Source organism: Nonlabens sp., assembly GCF_039941875.1.
GTDB lineage: Bacteria > Bacteroidota > Bacteroidia > Flavobacteriales > Flavobacteriaceae > Nonlabens.
Map to the genome: position 1 here is coordinate 80,587 of NZ_JBDVDQ010000004.1, position 25,739 is coordinate 106,325.

16 protein-coding genes are annotated in these 25,739 nt (G+C 35.2%); 10 read left to right on the forward strand and 6 right to left on the reverse strand.

Annotated elements, in window-relative coordinates:
- The first annotated feature begins 9 nt into the window (after positions 1-9).
- From ABJF08_RS03445 to ABJF08_RS03475, 7 genes are all read left to right on the forward strand, one after another.
- Positions 10-744, forward strand: coding sequence for a type III pantothenate kinase (locus ABJF08_RS03445; RefSeq protein WP_348114644.1), 735 nt, complete (start codon positions 10-12; stop codon positions 742-744).
- On the forward strand, positions 741-2,006 hold the full coding sequence (locus ABJF08_RS03450; RefSeq protein WP_348114645.1) for a hypothetical protein: 1,266 nt from the start codon (positions 741-743) through the stop codon (positions 2,004-2,006). Before ABJF08_RS03445 ends, ABJF08_RS03450 begins: the two co-directional genes overlap by 4 nt.
- Positions 2,007-2,026: 20 nt before the next feature.
- Positions 2,027-3,385, forward strand: coding sequence for a hypothetical protein (locus tag ABJF08_RS03455; protein WP_348114646.1), 1,359 nt, complete (start codon positions 2,027-2,029; stop codon positions 3,383-3,385).
- A complete protein-coding gene (gene lptC / locus ABJF08_RS03460; RefSeq protein WP_348114647.1) occupies positions 3,385-3,972 on the forward strand; it encodes an LPS export ABC transporter periplasmic protein LptC in 588 nt (195 codons plus the stop codon). The genes ABJF08_RS03455 and lptC overlap by 1 nt, the downstream gene beginning before the upstream one ends.
- Complete coding sequence (locus ABJF08_RS03465; RefSeq protein WP_348114648.1) at positions 3,972-4,166, forward strand: hypothetical protein; 195 nt, start codon at positions 3,972-3,974, stop codon at positions 4,164-4,166. Before lptC ends, ABJF08_RS03465 begins: the two co-directional genes overlap by 1 nt.
- Positions 4,166-5,437, forward strand: a complete 1,272-nt coding sequence (locus ABJF08_RS03470; RefSeq protein ID WP_348114649.1) for a hemolysin family protein — start codon at positions 4,166-4,168, stop codon at positions 5,435-5,437. Before ABJF08_RS03465 ends, ABJF08_RS03470 begins: the two co-directional genes overlap by 1 nt.
- A 206-nt stretch (positions 5,438-5,643) precedes the next feature.
- Positions 5,644-7,755 carry a peptidylprolyl isomerase gene (locus ABJF08_RS03475; RefSeq protein WP_348114650.1) on the forward strand — a complete coding sequence of 704 codons (2,112 nt, stop codon included), beginning with the start codon at positions 5,644-5,646 and terminating at the stop codon, positions 7,753-7,755.
- 56 nt (positions 7,756-7,811) lie between these two features.
- On the opposite strand, the gene ABJF08_RS03480 is transcribed toward ABJF08_RS03475, so the two are convergent.
- The 5 genes from ABJF08_RS03480 to ABJF08_RS03500 all read right to left on the reverse strand — a co-directional run bounded on the left by ABJF08_RS03480 (position 7,812) and on the right by ABJF08_RS03500 (position 18,602).
- Positions 7,812-8,813, reverse strand: a complete 1,002-nt coding sequence (locus tag ABJF08_RS03480) for a hypothetical protein (RefSeq protein ID WP_348114651.1) — start codon at positions 8,811-8,813, stop codon at positions 7,812-7,814.
- A 37-nt stretch (positions 8,814-8,850) separates the two neighbouring features.
- Complete coding sequence (locus tag ABJF08_RS03485) at positions 8,851-9,768, reverse strand: GYDIA family GHMP kinase (protein ID WP_348114652.1); 918 nt, start codon at positions 9,766-9,768, stop codon at positions 8,851-8,853.
- Positions 9,769-9,789: 21 nt separating this feature from the next.
- Entirely contained in the window at positions 9,790-10,743 is a 954-nt protein-coding gene (locus ABJF08_RS03490) for a carbon-nitrogen hydrolase family protein (protein WP_348114653.1), read from the reverse strand.
- Positions 10,743-11,687: a geranylgeranylglycerol-phosphate geranylgeranyltransferase gene (locus ABJF08_RS03495; protein WP_348114654.1), complete on the reverse strand. Its 945-nt coding sequence runs from the start codon at positions 11,685-11,687 to the stop codon at positions 10,743-10,745. The genes ABJF08_RS03490 and ABJF08_RS03495 overlap by 1 nt, the downstream gene beginning before the upstream one ends.
- 147 nt (positions 11,688-11,834) lie before the next feature.
- On the reverse strand, positions 11,835-18,602 hold the full coding sequence (locus ABJF08_RS03500; protein ID WP_348114656.1) for an MG2 domain-containing protein: 6,768 nt from the start codon (positions 18,600-18,602) through the stop codon (positions 11,835-11,837).
- 118 nt (positions 18,603-18,720) lie between these two features.
- Between ABJF08_RS03500 and ABJF08_RS03505 the strand changes: the two genes are divergently transcribed.
- Entirely contained in the window at positions 18,721-19,476 is a 756-nt protein-coding gene (locus tag ABJF08_RS03505) for a hypothetical protein (RefSeq protein WP_348114657.1), read from the forward strand.
- 45 nt (positions 19,477-19,521) lie between these two features.
- The gene (locus ABJF08_RS03510; RefSeq protein WP_348114658.1) at positions 19,522-20,874 is read left to right on the forward strand and encodes a Mur ligase family protein; all 1,353 of its coding nucleotides are present in this window, start codon (positions 19,522-19,524) and stop codon (positions 20,872-20,874) included.
- 80 nt (positions 20,875-20,954) lie between these two features.
- Here ABJF08_RS03510 and ABJF08_RS03515 read toward each other — a convergent pair whose 3' ends face one another.
- Positions 20,955-23,906: a S8 family serine peptidase gene (locus tag ABJF08_RS03515; protein WP_348114659.1), complete on the reverse strand. Its 2,952-nt coding sequence runs from the start codon at positions 23,904-23,906 to the stop codon at positions 20,955-20,957.
- 282 nt (positions 23,907-24,188) lie between these two features.
- Here ABJF08_RS03515 and purH point away from each other — a divergent pair, with 282 nt between their 5' ends.
- A complete protein-coding gene (gene purH, locus ABJF08_RS03520) occupies positions 24,189-25,736 on the forward strand; it encodes a bifunctional phosphoribosylaminoimidazolecarboxamide formyltransferase/IMP cyclohydrolase (protein ID WP_348114660.1) in 1,548 nt (515 codons plus the stop codon).
- Positions 25,737-25,739 lie beyond the last annotated feature (3 nt).

The window sequence follows — 25,739 nt, forward strand, 5'->3', positions numbered from 1 at the left end:
TATCACATTATGATTTTAGTAATAGATATAGGAAACACATCCATAAAGGTAGCCGTTATGGATAAGGGGAATATTTACAAAGTTTTTCGCACCGATAACGATGGTTTCAAATCATCTATACAAAAAACAACTAAGCAGTATCCAACAGTAGAAGAAGTAGCTATTTGCAACGTAGGTTCTTTTCCAGATGATCTAATGAATCATCTTAGAACCACATTTAAAACAGTATTTGAGGTTAACAACAGCATTAAACTACCCTTTAACAATCGTTATCAAAGCTTAACATTGGGTAACGACCGTGTTGCCTTGGTAGCTGGAGCACTATCCATAACATCCAAAAATAGCGCGTTACTAGTGATAGACGCTGGCACTTGCGTGACATACGACTATGTTGATCAAAAACAAAATTACTACGGTGGCGCCATATCACCAGGTTTACGATTACGTTATGAATCACTTCATAATTTTACAGCAAACCTACCGTTATTACATTCAGAACATGTAGTAAACATAACAGGAAACACTACGCAAACCTCGATTCACAGTGGGGTTGTAAACGGTCTTAGCCAAGAAATCAAAGGAGTTATCAAGCAGTATAAAAAGTCTAATAAAAATTTAGAAGTATTTATAACCGGTGGAGATAGTGAACTATTGATAAAACAACTAAAAAACCGTTTCTTTGCCACGCCTTTTTTGATGCTACATGGCATCCATTATTTATATTTATTTAATAAAAACCTATGATCAGAAGTTTTTTAATCGCGGTAGTGATTTTATTTAGCATGAATAGCTTTGCACAATCGCGTACTTCATCACCTTATTCATTCTTTGGACTAGGGCAGCAAACCTTTAAAGGTACCATTGAAAATCGCAGCATGGGAAGCATGTCGACTTATGTAGATAGTATACACATAAACTTAAGAAACCCAGCTGCCTATGCAAACCTTAGAGTAACCACGTATTCCCTAGGTGCTTTACATTCTAAAACATCTGCATCTACAGAAACAGAAAGCGACTCTTATGACGCTACATCTATAGAATACGTTAGTATAGGTATACCTGTTGGTAAAAAAGCCGCATTTGGTTTTGGATTAGTTCCTTTTAACTCGGTAGGATATGAAATAGGTAGCGTTACAGAAACCTTATATGCCAACTATACTGGAGAAGGAAGTATAAACCGTGCCTATCTTGGTGCTGGTTATAAACTAACACCTGCATTAAGTATAGGTGCCGAATTTAGATACAACTTTGGTGAAGAGACTAACTCATCCAGCATAGCAACTAGCACGGTTCAATTAGGAACTAATGAAACTAATGAAACTGATTTCAGTGGCGCATCATACAACTTTGGCTTACACTATCAGAAAATGATAACTGATAAATTAGAAATACAAGCTAGCGTAGTTTACAGTCCAGAAAGTAAATTAAACGCAAAAAATGAGCGCAACTTATCTGCATTCATTCTTTCTACCGATTTAATCGAGAGTACCGTAAATGCGCGTGAAGCCGAATTTGACGAGCAAGATTTAAAATTACCATCAGAGCTTACATTAGGAGCAACTATAGGTCAACCGCTTAAATGGAATATCGGTGCAGAGTACTCTACTAAAGGTAGTAGCGCATTAACTTCTAGAACATTTGCTCCTGCAGGAACAACGTTTACAGATGCTAATTCTTACAGAGCAGGTGGATTTTACATCCCTAACTATAACAGTATAACAAGTTACTGGGATCGCGTAGTATATCGAGGTGGAATACGCTATGAAGAATTAGGCCTTTCAGTTAGTGGTAACGGGATCGAAACAGAAGATATCAACGAGTTTGGCATATCTTTTGGTCTAGGTTTACCAATCGGACGTAGAAATGGTTTCTCAAACGCTAACATAGGATTTGAAATCGGTCAAAGAGGAACTGAAGATGCAGGACTTATTAAAGAAACGTTTTTCAACCTTTCTGTAGGACTTTCACTCAACGATGTTTGGTTCATCAAAAGAAAATATAACTAAGAATAACACAAACCATTATTATGAAACTTAGAAATAACTTATTAATAGCATTAACTGTTTTCAGTTTCGCTTTCGCGAAAGCGCAAGCACCAGACGACTGTAATGTAATGTTGAGCATATTTGCTGAAAACGCAAAATCAAAAAACTATAGTGAGGCTTATAAACAATTAGGACCACTAGTAGAAAAATGTCCAGACGCTAGTCTAGCGATATACCAGTATGGTGAGCAAATTTTTGAATACCGTCTAAAGAAAAAAGAAGGTGAACAAAAAGAAAATGTCGATGGTCTTTTAGACATGTTAAATACTCAAGTTACTAAATACCCAGGTAAAGTAAACGTAACTAGAAAGAAAATTGAGATCGCTAGAACTATGCAGAAGTACAAAGTAGGTACTCAAGAAGAGCAGTTCAACATGCTTAACAATTTATTCAATACTGATAAAGAAAACTTCACAGACCCTAACGGAATGATGACTTACTTTAAATTAGCTGAAAAGCAGTTTAAAGCAAATAAACTAAGCCTTCAAGAACTTTTTAAAATCTATGATCAATTAACCGGTAAGATTGAGTCATTACAAGACGAAAGATCTAAAGTAGTATCTGATTTGCTATCAAAGCAAGAAACTACTACGCTTACTGATAAAGAAGAAAAGCAAATAGGTTATCAAGAAAAGAACCTTAAAAATTACGGTATCGTAATGGGTAGCGTAAATGGAACACTTGGTGAACTTGCAGATTGCGATAAGCTAATCCCATTGTATGATGCAGAGTTTGAAGCTAACAAAACAAGTAAAGAATGGTTAAGTAATGTACTAGTTAGATTACAGAAAAAAGACTGTACAGATGACCCACTTTACATTAAATCTGTAAAAGCATTACACGCTATCAATCCAAGTGCAAAAACTGCTTATGGTTTAGGTAACATCGCTACAAGTACTGAAGAGAAATTTAAATACTGGGATCAAGCAATAGAACTAGGAATCGATAACGATACTAAAGCAAACATCTATTACAAAAAAGGTAACTTGTATAAATCAAAAGGACAATTCGGTAGTGCAAGAAGAGCATACCTAGACGCTACAAAATTAAGACCATCTTTCGGACAGCCTTATTTAAAAATAGCAGATATGGTTGCAAACAGCACAAGTAGTTGTGGATCTAATCCACTAGAAAAAAGAGCTATTTACTGGGTTGCGGCTAGATATGCAAGCAAAGCAGGAAGAGTAGATCCTTCATTAAAGAAAACTGCTGCTAAATATGTAGCTAGTTACAATGGTGCAGCACCTAGTAAAGCTGATATATTTGCAAACAGCGCCTACAACTCTGGTGATACAATCACTTTTAACTGTTGGATAGGAGAATCTGTAAGAATCCCATAATGAGATCTTACATTCACATATTAAAAATCACGATCACGGCAATAGCCGTGATCTGTTTTTTTGCGTCATGTGATGATAACCTCAAAGAAATCCAGAAAATGGAAATCGCCTCTAATGAACCTATAGGTGAAATAGAGAAAATGTTATTAAAACATACCGATAGCGGCAAATTAAAACTTACCGTACAAGGAAAGAAAATGTTAGATTTCTCAAATGACGACTTTCCTTATACAGAATTCCCAGAAGGAATTAAGGTAGAAGTTTACGATTACAGTAATGATAAAACTGAGGTAACCGTAATTACAGCAAATAGCGGTATCATGTATGATGACACAAAACTAGTAGATCTTAAAGGTGACGTTCATATAATTACATCTGACGGCACTACTTTTACAGGAGAGCAACTATATTGGGATCAAACCTCAAAGTGGATTTTTACAAACGAGCCATCTGAGACCCTTATTGTAGATGGTGAAAATAAAGAAAGCGTAGGAGAGGCAACAGGAACTATCTTAGACGCTAGAGAAGATTTAAAAAAGCATTTTACACGCGACCCAGTCGACAACTTTGTAACACAAAAAAAATAATGAGTAAACTATACAAATACCTAGAATACGTTTATCTGATTTTCGCCCTACTTTTTATTGTGTTAGGAATATTTGAATTAGGTAACACGTTAACTCTCGGCCTTATATTAATTGCCATGGGAGCAGCTGCATTATTTAAGTACTTCTTTCAACGACGTTTTCGTCGTAGATTTGAAGAACGTAATAAACAATAATGCTCGTACAGATACTTATTATCGTATTAATGCTATTGCTGAGTGCTTTTTTCTCAGGAATGGAAATTGCCTATGTATCTTCTAACAAGATACACATAGAACTAGAAAAACGTCAAAACGACTTCATAGGCCGCGTATTACGTAATCTTACCGTCCAACCATCTAAGTTCATTATCACTATGCTTATAGGTAACAGCATCTCGCTGGTTATTTATGGGTTTGCTATGGAGACATTAATGAGTGACATACTTGTAAGTGCATATCCACAATATGAGAGCACTCTCAACAATCTTCTAACACAGACCGTACTTACTACTCTTATAATTCTCCTAACTGCCGAGTTTCTACCTAAAGTATTTTTTCAAATATACTCTAACGAGTTACTCAAGTTTTTTGCTATACCAGCCTATATTTTTTATCTATTGTTTTGGCCTATTTCATGGTTTTGCATTTTAATATCAGACTCTATTCTCAAAGCATTTTTTAAGTCAGATGGTGACGCATTGCAACTTACTTTCTCAAAATTAGAATTAGGCAATTACATCACAGAGCAAATGGAGAGCGTCCAGGTGCAAGAAGATATAGATACAGAGATACAAATATTTCAAAACGCTTTAGACTTTGGTGGTCTTAAAGCTAGAGAAGTAATGGTACCTAGAACAGAAATTGTAGCCCTACATCAAGAAACTGATATTAAAGATTTAAACAAGAAATTTGTAGCCTCTGGGTTATCTAAAATATTAATACACGAGGACACTATAGATGACATTACTGGCTATGTACATAGTTTTGATCTATTTAAATCGCCAGAAAGCATAAAAGACGTTAAACGCAAAGTTGTAAATGTACCAGAAACTATGCTTGCCAAAGACGTTTTAAACCTACTCATAAAACGCCATAAAAGCATCGCTATCGTACTCGATGAATATGGAGGGACGAGCGGCCTTATAACCGTAGAGGATATAATCGAAGAGCTGTTTGGAGAAATAGAAGACGAGCACGATTCTGACCAGTTGATAGATTCACAAATAAGTGATACAGAATATAAACTAAGTGCTCGCCTAGAAGTAGACCAGATTAATGAAAACTATAAACTCGACCTGCCAGAGAGTGATCAATACGAGACCTTAGGTGGACTTATCGTAAATGAAACCGCAGGAATACCAGAAGAAGGTGATATCGTTATCATTGATGGAAACACCTATAAAATATTAGAGAAATCTGATAATAAAATAGACCTCGTTCTTCTTACTTTAGGAGAAACGGAATAATATTCTCACCCTTATTTACTGTCGATTTATGCTCATTTAAAAAATGAGATGGATAATAATTCCGCTTTCGCGAAAGCGGAATTCAAACCATTACCTCTCCCTATTCTATTTTATATACAAAAAGCTCTTTTTAAAATAGTCTGATACTTTAATTATTAGGCGGAAAACACTATTTTCGCCCCTATCAAAAAAATAAACTAACAACAATGGCGATATTAGGTAAAATTAGAAATCAAGGAGTTATTCTGATTTTAGTAATTGCACTGGCTTTATTTGCATTCATTATTCAAGGTGTTCTTACATCAAATGGACAAAAACAAGCTGATGCAGTAGGTTATGTAGGCGATACAGAAATTAACCGTGAGAGTTTTGCGAGAAAAGTAGAAAATGCTTCTCAAAACAGAGGTGCAAACTTCTCTCAAGTACAGGCTGTAAATTCTGTATGGGATGCAGAAGTAAGAAATGCAATTCTAGATCAACAAATCAAAGCAACTGGAATAAGAGTTACTGATAAGAAAGTAGCTGACCAAGTAAAGGATGCTTATAGATCAAACCCTCAGTTTCTTAATGAAGATGGTAGTTTTTCTGAAGCAAATTTCAAAACCTTTGTAGACGGTATTAAAACTACTAATCCTGCGGCATGGAATGACTATATCGCTGGTACTGCAACTAGTGCAAAACAAGAGTTATTCTTTAACCTTTTAAAGTCTGGACTTATCGCTACTAATGTAGATGGAGAAATGGAATACAGAATGGAGAATGATAACCGCTCTTTTAGTTTTGTAAACATCCCTTATTCAACTATATCTGACAGTGCAGTAGACGTTTCTAAATCTGAAATCGATTCTTATGTTAACAAACATAAAGACCAATTTAAAGTAGATGCTCAACGTAATATAGAATTTGTTCTTTTTGAAGACAAAGCTTCACAAGCAGATAGAGAAGCTCTTAAAGCTGACTTAAACAAGTTACTTACTACTCAAACATTACGTAATTTAAGTACTAAAGAAGATTACACAGTACCTGCTTTTACAGACGCTACAGACCTTGAAGCATTTGTATCTCAAAATAGTGAAGAGCCTTATAACGACCGTTATGTAATGACTTCTAACCTGTCTGCAAACGCTAAAGCAATTGCTAACGTTGAAGAAGGAAAAACTTATGGCCCTTATGAAGATGGAGAATATTTAAAATTATCTCTAGTTGAAGATAAAAAGACCATTAATGACAGTGTTCAAAACAGACACATCTTAATAGCGTACGCTGGAGCACAAAGAGCTGCTGCAAACATTACTCAAACTAAAGAAGAAGCTAAAGCAACTGCAGATAGCATCTTTAATTTAATCGGACAAAGCAAAACTAAATTCGATTCTAAATTTGAATACTTTAAAGAGAACAAAGAAGTAGCAAACGGACAAGATATAGGATGGGTAGTGTACTCTGGTAACGCAAGAAACTTTGCTCCAGGATTTACTAAGTTCTTATATGAAAACGAAAATGGTACTGTAGGTATTGCAGAGTCTTCTTTCGGTTACCACATTATCAGAATAGATGACGTTGCTGCTCCTAAACAAGCTGTAAAACTTGCAACAGTTGCAAAGAAAGTTCTTGCATCTAAGCAAACTGGAAAAGAATTATTTACTAAAACTGTAAAATTCCAAAAGTCTGCAAAAAGCGGTGACTTTACAGCTCTTGCCAAAGAGAACGCAGTTACTACTACACCTGTTAAAAACTTAAAACCTCTAGATGAGACTTTACCAGTTATAGGTCAAAATAGAAGTATTGTAAAATGGGCATTTAATGAAGACCGTTCTGTAGGTGATATTGAGCGTTTTGAAACTTCTCAAGGTTATGTAGTTGTAAAACTTAGTAAAATGAGTGAAGCAGGAAACATGTCTAGTGAAGAAGCTAGTGCAAAAGTTTCTCCTATCTTAAGAAAAGAGAAAAAAGCAAAAATGATCATGGATAAAATCAAAGCAACTGATGTAGCTGAGATTGCAAAAAATCAAGGTCAGCCTACTAAAATAGCAGGTGCTGTTAACCGTAAGAACCCAACTATTACAGGTGTAGGTGAAGAGCCTCTTGTAGTAGGAACAGCTTTCGGTCTTGCACAAGGAGCTACTTCTAAGCCTATCGCTGGAGAAAACGGTGTCTTTGTAATCAAGCTTACCTCTATAGAAACTGCACCAGATTTACAGAACTACTCTGCAAATGCAAATACACTTGCAACACAGGCTGCAAATCAATCTACTTCTAAGTTAGTTGAAGCTTTAAAGAAATCAGTAGAAATAGAAGATAACAGATCTGTATTCTACTAAGAATTAGATTTTATATACTATTTAAAACGCCGCTCTTAAGAGCGGCGTTTTTGTTTTTAATACGTAATTACTTTTAACTTGTAACCTAAGCTTAAACGTCTAGGCTTTTCTGGAGCACCACCTAAAAACCTCATCGGTTCCCATTTACTATTTTCTTTAAAATGCCAGTTCATATAATCTACCAGATTTCCTTTTCTCTTATTAGTAACACCTATATGCGGTACATTCTCACGATTGTTAATTGGTTTATATGTCTTTCCATTAGGACCAACACGTTCTTCACCGAATCTAGGAATAGCTAATAGAATTCCTTTTTCATCACAAGGACCTAAATTGTGCATTCCTATTAATAAACCAGAATGGTCAGCCCAAACTTGGTCCTCTTCTAGATCAATTTTAAGTATGCGATTTTCATCTGAAACGATTAATTCCTTGGGCGGTATGGACAACCTACTAAAAGTAGAGTCCTGATTCATGTGATAAAAACTAATACGATACAGGTATTGAAAATCATTTTTAAGTGATCTTACTCTCACATTAGTAGAATCTTTTTTATAATCTTTATTTGCCCTTTTCCAATCAATACGTTTAGAAACAAAAGGAATAGTTAGTTCCAATAGCTGCATATCTACATTATCATCATTATTAGGTATAAAAACACCATACTCAACACCATGATACTGCCTATAACCATCAAACATACTGTTCTTTTTTGAAACCTTTTGTCTAAGAGTCTTTATCTTTTTAGGTTTCCCCCTTAACACTACCTCTGCTAAATGATACGCTAGTGGTTTTAAAGAAACAGTAGTGTTTTGAATAGTAGAAACCTCAGCAGTATAATGTTCAAAACCTAGCGCATCTATGGTTATTTTTTGGACTTCAAATTCTTTAGGAATAATGACTTCGCCTTGTGCATTTGAATATATTCCGTTTTTCTCTCCAAATAGCACAGGGATGTTAGCCAATGGTTCTTGGGTATCTTCATTAATAATTTTAAAATGAACTTGTGCAACACACAATTGCGCTACAAGTAACGTAAAGAGAATTAGTGGTTTCATAGGCTGTAGTTTTTAAGACAACCAAGAAACGAAAAATCTAAGAATTTAGTACCACATCATTCCACTCATGAATCGTAGCATACCCTTTATCCATAAAATACTGACGCGCTGCAGCATCACCTGTTGCCATGATAAAGTCACCACCCCAACCACCTAATGATTTAATAGCGCCATTAAAATCTGAAAATAACTGTTCTTTAATAGGCTTTACACCTATCAAGCTCGAGATAATTTCTTCATGCCTTGTCATTGCTTTATTAAACCTAGAAAGGTCGTTAGAAACCTCTAAAAACAACTCTGGCATATGTGATAATTCAAGTCTAAGATCTTCGGTAAGTAAGTCTACATTAAACTGCGCGATAGAATCACGACTATTCTGTTTGCGATTTAGGTAGACAAAGAATATTTGATTCTTTATTGAAGGAGTAAAGTCTACTTCTTTAGCAATAGGTTCTCCATCATTATAATTATATACGACAGCACTATTTGCTTGGGCACAAGCTATGTCATAACCACTACCACCGAAACATTTAAACTGCAACTGATAAGGATCACAACCCAACCATTGAGATATGAGACATATTAAAGTAGAACTGGTCCCCATGCCCGACTCTCTATCAAAATCTAATTTCATTACTGCATCAAAACCTCTCAAAGAATTATTTGAAGTAAGATGCAAAGCAGTATTTAAAATCTCACTTAATTTAAAGGTTACAGGGTTATCGCAATTTATACAGTCAGAATAAAGGTCATTTACATTAGTAGCTACTTGAAACCATAAGTCGCCGTCACTATTGTAACTCTTCCATGTAATTTCTTGATCATCACGGTAAGCAACCTCTAGATATTGATTTAATTTTAAAGGTATCGCCAGAGCAGGAACGTTATCTAAAACGGCATACTCTCCAGTGATTAAGAACTTACCATGAGCTTTAAATTGATTTTTAACTTTCAAATTACTTAATTTAAATCCTTATTAATTTGTAAACTTCACTGTACTTTGTCGCTCTCTATTCACATGTAATTGTGTTACATCTGGTCGAGAATAATGTCCTACGGCATCAAAATTTTGACGTTCTTCCAGAACTCTGTTATAATCTAGCGTCGCATAGATAATTTCTTCTTTACCTATTTGCGGCTCTATAATCCACTCTCCATCTGGTCCAGCAATAGCGCTACCACCATTAGCCAGTACAGCAGGTGCGTTATCAAGCAACTCTTCTAAGTGTGGTGTTCCTGCCGGAAAATCTTCCTTAAACATCATACTAGATACTGATAAAACATAACAACGTCCCTCTCGGGCGATAAATCTAGTAATATCTTTTGTATTATGATCGCTTCCTGGCCAGCAAGCTACATGTAAATTTGTTCCTTGTGCATACATCGCAGCACGTGGTAAAGGCATCCAGTTTTCCCAACAGTTTAAACCGCTTACCGTAAAATCTTTTAATTTGTGCGTTACTAGACCATTACCATCACCTGGAGCCCAGGTTAAACGCTCGTCATAGGTAGGTTGTAATTTTCTATGTACACTTTGAATAATACCGTTTTGATCTATGTACACCATGCTCGCATATAAACTGTGTCCACCTCGATCTTCTGGTCGTTCTATAATACCTATGTAGATGGATATGTGTTCCGCTTTCGCGAAAGCGCAAATAACATCTAAATCACCATTTTCTATACTCACTGCATTTAGAGCATAGTGCCTGTGCAACTCTTTTACTGCATCCTTGTTCCACGCAGCGCCATCCATAAGAGCAAGCCAAAATGGGTAACCAGGCAATAAGCCTTCTCCAAAAACAACCAACTCTGCCTTTTCATCGACCGCTTCTTCTAGCGTAGACATGATCTTTTCTAGTGTTGCTTTTTTATCTAACCACACTGGAGATATTTGAGCTAAGGCTACTTTTATTTCTGAATTTTTCATTAGGCAAAAATGGTTTGTAATCGTTGTAAAATTGCTGGTAAATCGATCAATAATATCGAAAATACTCCAGCACCTATTATAATTTTAAGAATAAAATGAATCAATAAATATTCTCTTTTACGTCTAGAAGACCATATTAATGGCAAACATACCAGTAATGCTCCTACTATTAAGGTAAAATAATATTCCATGTAACCTATTTCATAATAGGCAACTAATATGGTGATAGGAACGATAGTAAGAAAAGTAAGTAATGTATAAAATTTCTTACTCATTTTTTCTCCTAGAACCACAGGTATCGTTCTATAATTTTGGGCTAGATCTCCTCTTAAATTTTCTAAATCTTTAATTAATTCTCGCATACCGATAATGAGAAAGAGAAAACCACCATGTACTAATATCACTGGATAAAAGTTTTTGTAATACATGAACAATACAAAAAACGGAGTGACAGCCAGCAATGCTGCCATTAAATTACCTAAAAAGAGAACACGTTTAAGCTTATGAGAATACAACCACATTGCAAAAATGTACAACGCAAAAAATAAACCTGCACGCCATGAAACAATACAGCCCAGAATAAAGGCAATACCATTTACCGTAAAGTAAACCGACCATAAAGTAGATCTACTTATCTGGTTTTCTAATAAGGTTTTTTGAGGTCTATTAATTAGGTCTTTCTCGCGGTCATAAAAATTATTAATGATATAACCACCTGCGATAGCCGCACTACTGGCCAGTACAATAAACCATAACTTATAATCTGATAAAATAGACTTTACAGTCAGATTAGGCGCAATAATAAATATAGCTGCTAGCAATTGTGCAATGGCAACTATGGTAACATTATAAAGTCGCACACTAGAAAACAGACTCAAAGCCTTAACTATAAGAGTTCTAAAACTCTTATCAGCATTTAATTGATATGTCTGCTCCTTATTCACGTAGCTAATTTAACACATCGATCTTACATACTTGAAATTTTAAGGAATGGTTATACAATCCTATCATAATTTACACTCTAAAATACCGTCAAATAAAAAAGGTGCAGACATATAGCTGCACCTTTAAATTATAGGATATAAAAAAAATTATTCTTTTATAACTACTCGCTCTCCAGCACTATGTGCAGAAAATTCTGGGGCATACATATTTTCAATAGTAGTAATTCCATTAGAAAAATTACCTGCATTATTTGCTCGCACTTCGTACTCAAAAATATAAGTTCCCTTTTTTAAACGATCAAAGAAAAAGTGAGTAGCAACATCTTTTGTACTTTGGTAGTACCCTAATCCATCTTGCCATTTATATTTTGAAATAACGTCTACCGGTTCAAAACCACTCGCACGCATATCTTTTAAATGTATAAAATCCATATCATTTGCAGACTTTATCTCTAATCGTACTGTGATTAAATCACCTATTTCTAGCGCATCTTGAGAAGTAATTTCTTTCAGTTCTTCTCCAGAATTATTACTTATCTTTTTGTACAACTTCTTTTTTACGGATAACGTTCCTTGATTATCTGTTGTGATTTTATCAAGGTCTTCAAAATACTGCCAGTATAAACCACCATAACCAGTCACCACGCTTTTATTCTTCACCTCTACTCTAGCGTGTTTTTTAGTTATTTCTTCTTTATCAAGAGATATTTTAAAATATCCAGTTCCTGCTTCTACTTTAGTCTGACTCATTTTATCCTCTGGTAATGGTTTTCCTGCCCAAGTGATTTTATTATTCACCTCAACATCTGTCCATTTACCATTTTGAAATAGTAGAGCATAAGTAGCATCGGCTGTAGCTTTTGTAGATTTCCATTGTGTGGTTCTTTTCTTTTTAAGTAACCATACTTGCAATTCTTCTACTGTTTTTGAGTCGTTCTCTATTTCAGAAAAAGCCTCGATAGCCAGTGCTTGTGTCTCTATGTCGCTGCGGTACCAGTACCAGGAATTTGTATTTTCTTTCCAGTACATTCCGTTTTCATTATTTATAACAGCAGTCTGTCTTAATCCTTCTAATATTTTGGATGCTGTTTTAGAATCTCCATTTCTATGCAGTGCAATTGCCATTAATAATTGTGTGTAAAGAGGTTGAGAAGCAAATTCTTTTTCCGCTTTCGCGAAAGCTAACTTCTTACCATCTTCTAATACCTTATCCATTTTTTGATCGAGAACCGACGCCTCAAAACTACGTGCATATTGATAATGCCAATAACTGCTACCGAAGTTGTATTTCTTTAAATCCTTACTATACTTAAGATAGTCATTGAATCTTTTAACCCATAAACGATCTGTTGCTGCGATCGCATTTTTATACATGCGGTCTGTTTGTGGTCTGTCTGCATCATTTACTCCTAATTTATTTAAATGACCTATTCCTGCGGCAATGTGTCTGGTTATATATTCATTAGTATTCCCACCGCTGAACCACGGAAAACCGCCAGAATCACCTTGTTTCTCTTCTAGCTTTGCTAGGGCTTTCTTTTTCTCTCGTGCTGTTTTATCTAGGTCAAAAAGCACAGCAAGACGTTGTTGTTTTTGCTCTTCATTTTGCGCATCTCGCAACCATGGAGTGTGGGCAAGAATCACAGATTTCAACTCTTCATTTTGTTCTAGTTTACTCTTATTAGAACCGTTTGCCGCCCAACTATCAAAAACCTCTTTTACCTTAGGACTGCTGTTTAAAATATGTGCCGCCATCGCATTTGCATAATACCTAGAGAATGTTTGCTCTGCACATTCATGTTCATATTCCATTAAATACGGCAGTGATTTTATCGCATACCAACTAGGATTTGAGGTGTACTCAAATGTCATTTGGTGGTTTTCTAGTGTTGTGGAAGTATTATTCTCTAACTTATCCATCACCACTTCTTCTGTCTGTCCAGCACGTACCCAAAGTGATCTAGACTCGGTAACCAGCATTCTATTAGTAAGTACTGGCAGGGTGTTTTCTTCTCCATCAGAGAATTGATCTGACTTTGCAATGACACGGTAAGTAACGGCTTGTGTACCTACAGGAATAACAAAAGTCCAATTAACAGATGCGTTACCGCCTTTTTCTGCACTAAAATTTTGTAATGCATTGGTGTTTTTCAACTCTTGATCTATAGGTTGCATAGTCAGCGCATCAAATAGTTTTAAGGTCGCGATTCCTTCCATTTTTGCATCACTTAGATTAGCAATTTTAGTTGAGAATCTAATGGTGTCTGTTTCTCTTAAAAACCGTGGAGCATTAGGTATGAGACTCAGCTCTTTTTGAGTCACGACTAGTTTTTCTAGATAAGCAGTTTCTGCTTTTTTATTGTGAGCAAAGAGTCTTAATTTCCATTGAGTCAGCATCTCTGGAGACGTGAATGAAAATTTAAGATTCCCTTTTTTATCTGTTTTTAATTCTGGTAAGAAAAAAGCAGTTTCTTTTAAATCCTTTCTTATCTGGACATTATTCAACGACATTTCTTGAAGCACTAGGTCGTTTGCACTAATGCCAGCTTTGGTCGAGATAATAATAACACCGTTTGCACCACGGTTGCCATAAATAGCCGTTGCATTCTCTCCTTTTAAAATAGCGGTCTCTTTAATTTGAGAAGCATCTAGACTTTTAAAGAAATCTTCATCAACCGGCACACCATCTACTATTATTAAAGGTTCAACTAATTCATTATTAGACGAAACACCTCTCAAATTAATTAAAATATTTTCTACACCAGGTTGGACACCTGGAATATTTCTTATAACATCTAAACCAGCTACTTGACCTTCTAGTCTCTTTATTACTTTACCATTATTAAGAGTATCATATGCGATACCGTTTGCTGAAACAATTGACATTGTACCATCTGGTCGGAAAGCCCTTTGATAAGTATCACCTCGATAGGTATTAAAATCATTAAATCCATCAGCAGATTCAGATGTTATCTCATTAGAAGTATAAGACAATGCTTTTTTAGTACTCGTTGCATAAGCAACAATTACAACCGAATCTAAAGTTGAATTATCTTCTTCTAATTGAATATTTAATAAATTCTCTCCTTTATAAACTACTTCTTGTGTGATATAACCTAAGTATTGAAATATTATAACATCTCCTTTTACAGGATCGATTATATAATTACCATCTAAATTAGATGCAGTTCCTGTTTCTTTGTCCTTAATCGATATGGTTACTGCTAAAAGAGGTTCTCCAAAAGAATCAATAATCTTACCTACCAGTTTACCTTCAACTAATTTTGGTGATTCTATTTGCTTATTTAATTTAGCTTTATAACGTTTATAGCTATTAATGTTATTTGTAAAATCCAATCCAAAATATTTGAATTGGTCAAAATCCAGTTGCGGCATTTGAACCTGTCTATAGGGAAAGTACAAACTTTTACTTTTAGTACCTAAGTAATTAACCTGTTCATAAAAACCAGGCTCATAAACACTCTCATAGGTATTAAAACTAAACCCATCCCAATTCTTTACTGTAAAGTCATCTAGGCTTTTATCATACATACTAGCCAGCACCTCGCCATTCATACCATTACCTTTTTGATCTTTTATGGTAAATGACCACTCTTCTTCCATACCTGGATAGAGTTTATTTCTAAAGGTGTTGGTCTCTATATTAAAAGCAGTTGCTGCTTTCTGGCTGCCTTGCGCCATAAAATTATTACTGATGTACTTATTTTCTTTTTGCACAGAATACCTAAATTTAAGTAGGTTCTTATCTGCATTTTTAAGCTTGTATTTTTTAATTGTTTTTCCTTTGGGTAAAAAGATTATTTCGTCTTTTTTAAGTCCTTTAAAGTCATAAGTTATTAGATTCATGTAAACGCCGTCCATAGAGGTATAGTAGTTTACGGTCGCTACATTATCTTCTATCTGTATATCATGAGATATAATCTCTGGATTTACAGGCAGTTGTTTATTTGCCCAAACCTCTACTTTATTAATTTCTTCTACATAATCTGTCTCGTTATCTAGACTTTTACCTTTTTCTGTATCTACAGCTTTTACATAAACCACATAGTTGCCATTATCCCAGTTTTTTGTAATAGGTAATTCTACTGTAGTTAATGAATCTATAGTCATGCGTTTCTTAAAAATAATGGGCGCTGTTTTATAATCTGCAGGTTTTTCACTCTCACGCAATTCTGCAAAAGGGAATTTATCTCTATAAGTTTTATCATCGCTTTGATAGAATTCTGCAACAGGTAACCCAGATGGTATAAGGACATGATCTGGTGTTTTAAGTTGTCTTATCTGTAATTCTAGTTGCGCTTCTACCAGTTCTCCATTTAGATTTTTAACTGCTACTTTAACCTGGTTATCGTCTGTAGATAAGGTAGTAGCATTTAAAAGCGACACTTCTATACTTTGTTTCCCAACACGCACGCTAGTGCTAGCCGTTCTCGTCTCGCCATTTATATCTATCACCTCAGCATCTATTCTATACGTATAGATAGGGTGAATATCTTTTGCAACTAGTGTGGAGTCTGCAACGGCTTTAAATTTTATGGCATATTCTCCTTTACCATCTGTAGAAAAATCTTCATCTGTGTCTAGATCATCACTATCGACGATTACTTGATCATCAGAATAATATCCAGAATATCGCCACCATGGCAATCTAGCAGATCTTGTTACTTTATAATGTACGTCTGCATCTGTGATGTTGGATCCTAGTAACGCTTTCGCGAAAGCGGTAACCACAACAGAGTCATTCATAGCATAAGATTCTTTTACCTTTTTAAAATCTACCTTAAAACGAGGTCTTTTATATTCTTCTACTTGAAATTTAGTTTCGTTATCATAATCGTCGTTAAAATCATAAACATTATCCCAAAAATCTGAATCCTCGTCGCTATCTATTTCTATATAAAACTGACCGGTTAAGGTTTCTTTGGGTAGCGTGAATTCACCGTGAAAACTACCATATTCATTAGTAGTTGCTGTTATCTCTTGGATTTCTTCGTCATTTGCATCATACACAGTCAGAAAAAGTTCTTCATTAGGAACTACAAAAGAAGATTTACCATCATTTGCCACCAATATACTTTTATAATAAACCGTCTGTCCAGGCCTATAAATAGCACGATCTAGATAGGTATAAGACTTTACATTTACTTCGATCTCATCTTCTACCTCTTCTTTTTTATCGCTTTTTGCGTAATATCTGTTGTAATAAGAATACACCTGATTCACAACAATATCGTTTCCTAGAACTGCTTTTAATGAATACCTACTATTTTTACCATTAGAGTTTTCTAAAACAGCTTTCCCATCTCTATCTGTTATGGCTGTGGCGATATAATTAGAGTAGGCCTGAAAAAGTTCTAGCTTTACATTCTTAAGGGGCTTTCCAGATTTATTATCTAACACTTGGACAGCAATGGTATTTCCTACACGTTTATTTAAAATAGACATTTGAGAAACGGTCATCATACTAGCCGCTATGTCCTGACTATTACCACTTTTAGTCTCTATCACTACTAGATAGGTGGCAGCATCTAGTCCGTCTACATTATATTGAAAACTATGATTATAAGTATCCTGCGCTGACTCCAGTTCTATGGTTTTAGAAAGAGCCACACGATTTTCTTTTTGCGCCATTTTTAAAGTGACGCGATACAATGAATCTCTATTACCTTTGAGGCTTAAAAAATCATGAGCTACTTTAATGTAATGGATGGTAGCCTCATTTATATTTTTATATTGAATCACACCACGATGCAATTCATTAGGTATCACCTGGTCCTGATGTTGTATTCTTAAACTAGGTGTGTAAATACTAGAAAGCAATGAACTACATTTTATAGCACCATAAGAATCTGGAAATTGTTCGATAGCATTTTTTGAAATAGCAATGGCTAGGTCACGATCTACCTGACGAGTATCTTTATTTTTATAATTGCTTTGCTCATAATGATACTGAGCCAGACTGTACATAACTATAGTACTTACCGCTTTACCTTTATAGGTATTTAATAACTGTTCATGAATAGATTTATAAACTGGTAATTCCTTATTTGCGTTTAAAAAACTTTTTTCATAGTCCAGTCGTTCTAATAAAATGGTCACATAAGCGCCGTCGTCATTTTTATTCTCATGCAAGGTTTCTAGGGCTGCATAGAGTTGTAAGACATCGTATTTAGAAAAAACCGTATCATCTTTTGGTCTTTTTATTTCTCTTAAAGCCTTTGTAGAGCGAAACGCATTTTTATCTGTGATCACATAGGATTCTTTAGGTCTAGTGATTCCATAATAACCAGTTTTATAAAAATCAAGTGCTTCTCTAGCAAGAAGATCTAGCAAAGTAGGTCGCAATTCTCTACCTAATGGGCGCGCATTTAAAATAGCAGCAAATTCTTGAACAGGTAGTTTCCCTAAGGCTTCTTTATTTTTTAAGGCTAGCTTATGATGTGTTGAGATTACATCATAGAATTTTTTAATATCCCAGGTTTCAAAATCATTCTCGTCTACCGTTGCGCCCGCAGTGCGGCGTTGTAACTTCCATCGGTTCTTACTCACATAATCATTTAAAACATTTGCATAAATGGTATGATACACATTTTTTTTAGGAAATTTTGCTCGATCTATTAGCTCCGCTAACTCTGTTAGAACTAGTTGCTGCCCATTTTCTTCTTTGATCAAATTAAATTTTGCTCTGAATAAAAATGTTTTTACCAGCTGGTCGTCATCCTTTTTACGTTTTGCGTGTTTATAGATGTTTTTTACTATTTTTCTAGCATCTTCTACCCTATTCTCCACCTCTAGTTTCTCCACCTCTTCCCACTTTTCAGTGTAATAGTCTTGTGCATGTGACTGGAAATTGCTTCCTAAAACTAACAGTATAAAGATTAAAAAATGTCTCATGGGCTTAGATTTGACCTAAAGGTACGTGGATAATCAAATAATAGAAACTAAGATTGAGTAAAAGTATCTTTTCATTGAGGGAAACTGCTTTTGGTTTACTTTTTGATATTTTTACAGAATGAAGAAGATATTAATTGCCCTACTCTTTTTAATGAGCACTGTTGCTTATGGTCAGTCCGCTTTCGCGAAAGCGGAACAATTATTCAAAGCTGAGAAATTTGATAAAGCACAAATAGAATTTACCAAATTATATGAACAGGATAATTCTAATCTAGACGTCATAGAACGATTAGGTGATATTGCTAGTCATCAAAATAAATTTGAGAAGGCTATGGGATATTATAAAAAACTAATAGACAGCAATGGAAAAAGCGCTCGATACAACTTTAAATACGGCGGCGCAATGGGATTATATGCCAAAAACTCTTCAAAATTTAAGGCTTTAGGAATGTTAGACGACATTAAAAAACATTTAAAAAAAGCTGCCGAATTAGACCCTGAACATATAGAATCTAGACATGCCCTATCTCAATTATACTGTGAACTACCTGGGATAGTAGGCGGTTCCATAAGTAAAAGCAGGTCTTATGCAAATCAATTGATTAAAATATCTCCAGTAGACGGACACCTCGCACATGGTTATATAGATGAGTATGAAGAAGAGTATGATGATGCAGCTGTATCTTATCAAAAAGCAATAGACACCGGCGGCTCTTTACTTACTTATCGTAAACTAGCAGCTATTTATCAATACAAATTAAACGACGATAAAAAAGCTCTGGAAACTCTGAAAAGGGCGTCACTTAAACATATCGACACACAACTTAAAGCAGATATACTTTCTTTAGAATCTAAGATAGAAATGAATGACTAAGTCATATATTTTACTAGCTTTATAAACTTACCAAATACACATATTATGCGCGTACATTTTATCGCGATAGGCGGCAGTGCCATGCACAATCTTGCACTTGCTTTACATCATAAAGGCGACCATGTAACAGGAAGCGACGATACTATTTTCGAACCTAGTAAATCTAGATTAGAAAAATACGATCTGCTTCCAGGAGAATATGGCTGGTTTCCAGAAAAAATAACTGCAAATTTAGACGCGGTTATTTTAGGAATGCATGCCAAAGAAAACAATCCTGAGTTATTAAAAGCGCAAGAACTGGGAATAAAAATCTATTCTTATCCTGAGTATTTATATGAACAGTCTAAAAATAAAACACGAGTTGTTATAGGCGGTTCTCATGGAAAAACTACTATCACCTCGATGATATTGCATGTGATGCATTACCATGAAAAAGAAGTCGATTATATGGTAGGTGCACAACTAGAAGGTTTTGAAACCATGGTACACCTAACCGATGAGAATGAATTTATGGTCTTAGAAGGTGATGAATACCTTTCTAGCCCTATAGATAGACGACCTAAATTCCATTTATATCAACCTAATATTGCGTTGATATCTGGAATAGCGTGGGATCATATAAATGTATTTCCTACATGGGAAAATTACCTAAGTCAGTTCGAGCAGTTTGTAGAACTAATGAAAAACGGTAGCATTCTAGTTTATAATGAAGAGGACTCTGCAGTTAAGGATATTGCTGAAGCAGCTACAAAGCCTACTAGAAAACATTCTTACACAGTGCCACAGCATCAAATAATCGATGGCACCACTTATCTAGACACTCCGGAAGGTGACATGCCAATAGAGATTTTTGGAGAACATAACTTGAGCAATCTAGCTGGTGCAAAATGGATATGCCAGCATATGGGAATAGATGAAGATGATTTCTATGAAGCGATTGCGACTTTTAAAGGAGCGTCCAAACGTTTAGAAAAAGTGGCAGAAAGTAAAACGGCTGTTATTTATAAAGATTTTGCTCATTCCCCTAGTAAAGTTGCTGCTACTACAGCAGCAGTCGGTACTCAATATAAGGGACGTAAAACTATAGCCTGTCTAGAATTACACACATATTCTAGTCTTGATCCTAAGTTTTTAGTTCAATATAAAGATGCATTAAATCCAGCAGATGTGGCTGTTGTGTTTTACAGTCCGCATGCAGTGGAGATTAAAAAGCTTGCTCCTGTCTCCAAAGAGCAAATCTTAGAAGCTTTTGACCGTGAAGACTTGATAGTCATGACAGATCCTGCAGCATTCAAAGAGTGGCTATTTAAACAGAGTCTGGACAATAGCGCTTTACTTTTAATGAGTAGTGGTAATTATGGAGGTCTAGATTTTAAAGAACTAGCTGATTTAGTTTAAGATTCTTTTTTTAAGTAAAGCACAAAAAAAATGCGATCCTGAAAAGGATCGCATTTTCTATTTAAAATAATCTCAGATTATTATTTAGTGATAATGATCTTCTCAACAGATGTAGAAGTACCTTGTTGCACTTGTAATAAGTACAAACCGTTAGTAAGATTCTGAACATCTATCGTTTCATTTAAATTACCACTTAAATTCTTAACATCTCTAGTAAAGACTCTTCTACCATTAAGGTCAGAAATAGTTATTACAGCATCACCACTATTAGTAGCATTTGCAGTACTTACATTGAACACACCATTAGATGGATTAGGGTATACAGCAAAATCAAGTTCTTCAACAGACTCGTTACTTAGAGTTAGAACTGGCTCACAAAAATTAAGTTCCCATTCAAATAACCTACCTACATTTGAAGCTTCGGTATCAATAATCGTAAGTATCCAATCGCCGTTAATAGTTTCTCCATTAAAATCAAACAAATTCCCTGACGGTTTAATTATTCCTGAATAACCAGAAAGACCAGTACTTACACTACAGGTGAAAGGCCCACCGTTTTCATCAAAGGTAACATCCAAATCCTCTAAATCACAATCATTAGCAGAAGCTAACTGCACTACTGTGCCTGCTGGTGAAGTAAGTGTAATTGATAAATCTCCAGAACGCTCATGTGTACTTCTTAGAAAAACAGAAGTTTCCCCAACAGATAAATTAACAGGTCTATTAATATTAATAATACTTTGAATACCGACAGGATTATCATCCGGTATATTAATTGAAACTGGAATTGAAGCAATGGAAGATACACAGCTTATAGTTGTGAAAGATCTAGTCACGTATGTACCTTCTCCACAATCATTAATAGGCTTTACTCTCCATAAATAAGTTACTGAAGGAGACAACAATGAAGGATCTACCCTCAATGATGAAACATCTACAAAGCTATCAAACGTTGTTCTAGCAAAACTAGAATTTGTAGATATTTGAACATGATATTGCTGGGCATTTGGATCATCATCCCAGTCTAATAAAGCTGAAGTATCAACACTAGTAGCCATATCATCTGGTGAAAATAGACTTACAGTTGTAAAGCTATCAGACATTACCCTAACAGTTACTACAGAACTCCTATTTGTTGTAGGAGTATCTGCATTAATTATTATATCATAATAACCATCTGCAAGAGAATTGAAATTACTTAAATTCAACAATGTATTTCCAGCAGCAGAAAAAGCTGTGTTTGTTAAACTAGCATTTACACCTGTTGGCACATTATTCAAACTAAGATTAGCCGTTTCACTAAATATAGGATCTGCTAAGAATTCAAGAGCAAAACTAGCCGTTTGATCATTACAAATTTCAACAAGAGGATTTTCAGAATTAACTGCAAAAACATTATTTAAACCAGTAATCACAAGACTAAAACGCTGGCTACCGCCCACTAAAGTACCTTTATGTGTTACAGTAATAGTATACTCACCTGTAGCATTAGGTACTTCTACTCTTTCTACGTTATCAACGACATTATCACCAGTGCTGTTAGAATTTAATGTTACTAATTTCCATGGTTCAAAAACGGTCCCATTTTTGGAAATTCTAATATCTAAATCATTAACTAGCGCAGGAGTTCCATCATTTGCAGCAGCATCATTTATTTCTCCAGCTACATCGGTCCAGCTTATGGAAGCTTTGAGCGTAGAAATATCATCAGATTTCACAACAAAAGAATAGGTAGCTCCATTTTGAAGTTCTTCTTCTATAATATTAGATCGTAAATTATTAAAAGAAATAGCCTCAGCTGCGGCCATGGTATTCATCATTCCCCAGCCCCAAAATGGATCAGGCCCAATAGGACCAGCATCATCAGCGGTATGAAGAACTAAACCTTTTAAAGTAGCAGCTCTCATAAATTGTCCATTTTTATCATTATAATGTTGCTGTAAAAGTAACATTGAACCAGTTACATTAGGAGCAGACATTGAAGTTCCAGAAATAGAATTGTAAGCATTAATTGCATTATCATATGTAGAAAGCAATTGAGTACCATTACCAGTTATATCTGGTTTGATTCTCAAATCATCAGTTGGACCTTGACTACTACTAGTGTTTAAAGCTACGGCACCTAAAGATCCATCAGTATTAATTGACGCATCCTGAGCATTTGCCACAACCATTGCATTTTTAGCAACTGAATTAAAGGATAGCTTATCTTGATTAACATTTCCAGCTAAAGGATCTCCATTTGAAACATTATCATTCCCATCATTACCTGCAGAGAAAACAGGTAGGTAATATGGAGCCTCAAAAGCAATGCGGTCTAAATCTCTGCTAGATTCGATGTATTTTCCGAATAAAGCATCTCCTATGGAGTTAGCTCTAATACCATAAGAATGATTACTTAATAATGCTCCATTAGAAGCAGCGATTGCCATTTCTGTAAAATCATTACTCCAATCGTTAGTAATAACATCTGCTTGTGGTGCCATGCCCTTAGCCGCAGGATTAACTCCAGATGCAGCTATAGTACCAGAAACGTGCGTTGCATGAAAACTATTGCCATTAAGCACCGTAACATTATCACCAATTTGCGCTCTACCTATTGGCTGATCTGTAAATTCATTGTGATCTATACGTACAGCACCACCATCCCAAACATAGGCAGTCATATTTTGACCTTCCACGTTTAGACCTAAAGATCCTCCATTGTGTAATCTATTAGCTCTAGAACTATTTGCAGCATCTGCATTATGTAACGTATAATAAATAGGAGAACCATCTTCAGCAATTCTCATTAATTGTTGGAAAGAACCATCTTTAGGGTTTTTAACAATCATCGGAATATTATTTGCTTTTGAATATTCTAAAGCTTGTTCTAAACCAATAGTGTTCTTTTCATCCAACTCGATTATTAATCTTTGAAGGTTTTTTTGGTTGTTGTGTTTGATGATTTCTGCTCTATCTTCCTTGGTTTGTGAGAAACACAAAGATGAAACCAAGAGGGATGAAGCTAAAAGCAAGTTAATTTTTTTCATAATTTTCGGATATAGGTTGCTAAAATATGGAAACATTATCTCTATTTCTGTGATAAAGAGATTTTTATTCTGTGACATTTAAACTATTAACGAAATACACAGAAAAAGTTGTTAGAACATCATAATACATACGTAGTAGTCGCTTACCAAGTTTTAAACTAACATTTAGTCATTAAGAAAAGCCAAAAAAAATATTAAAAACACTTCAATTAACATGCTCTTTAAATACATAAAACATTCTAAAGAATTACTTTTGCATTTTCCCATAAATAACTACACAACATGAGTCAAATCACTGCAAAAAGCGCCCTTATTTCTGTATTTAATAAAGACGGCTTAGGCCCTATCGTTAAAAAAATGAACGATTTAGGCATTACAATTTATTCTACTGGAGGAACTGAAAAATACATTAAAAATCTCGGTATAGACGTAGTCCCAGTAGAGGATGTAACTTCTTACCCATCTATATTAGGTGGTCGTGTAAAAACTCTACACCCTAAAGTTTTCGGAGGTATTCTTAACAGACGTGATCATGATGGTGATGTAGCTCAGTTAGCAGAATTTGACATACCACAAATAGATATCGTAATCGTAGATTTATATCCATTTGAAAAAACAGTGGCAAGCGGTGCTACAGAACAAGATATTATTGAGAAAATAGACATAGGTGGTATTTCCCTAATACGTGCCGGTGCAAAAAACTTTAAAGACACTCTTTGTGTAGGTACTGTAGACGACTATTCAAAACTACTAGAAGTTCTCGAAGAAGGAAATGGTGTTACTACCATCGAACAACGTAAAGAATTTGCAACAAGCTGTTTTAACGTTTCATCACACTACGACAGTGCGATTTACAATTATTTCTCTGGCGACTCTCCAGAGAAATCTTTAAAATTAAGTGAACAACATGTAATGCCATTGCGTTATGGAGAGAACCCACACCAGCGTGGATGGTTCTATGGAAACTTTGATGACATGTTTATTAAACATCACGGTAAAGCACTTTCTTACAACAACTTACTCGATGTAGATGCTGCAGTAAATTTAATTAGTGAGTTTGAGAATGACGCCCCTACATTTGGTGTATTCAAACATAATAATGCTTGTGGTGTCGCACAACGTAACACAGTACTTGAGGCTTATATAGATGCACTTGCTGGAGATCCAGTATCGGCATTCGGTGGTGTTTTAATTTCTAATGTTGAGATTGATGCAGCAACAGCAACAGAAATTCATAAGTTATTCTGTGAAGTTGTGATTGCTCCATCTTTTGCTAGCGACGCACTAGAGATCTTAAAAGGTAAGAAAAATAGAATCATGTTAGAGCTAGTTGATGGTGCGCTTTCGCGAAAGCGAGATACCAACAAACTAGAAGTGCGTGCTTCATTAAACGGTTATCTCGTACAAGACCCTAATCTAAAAACAGATCAAAAAGAAGATCTAAAGACAGCAACAACTCTTGCTCCTACCGATGCTCAAATAGAAGATCTACTATTTGCTTCTAAACTATGTAAACACACTAAATCTAACACTATTGTACTTGCAAAGAACAAACAACTATGTGCAAGTGGTACGGGACAGACATCAAGAGTAGACGCATTGAACCAAGCTATCCATAAAGCACAGTCATTTAAATTTGATCTGGAAGGTTCTGTTATGGCTAGTGATGCGTTTTTCCCATTTCCAGACTGTGTAGAAATAGCTGACAATGCAGGGATTAAAGCAGTGATACAACCAGGCGGATCAATAAAAGATGAACTTTCTATAGATTATTGCAATAAAAATAACATTGCGATGGTTTTCACAGGGACAAGGCATTTTAAACACTAGATT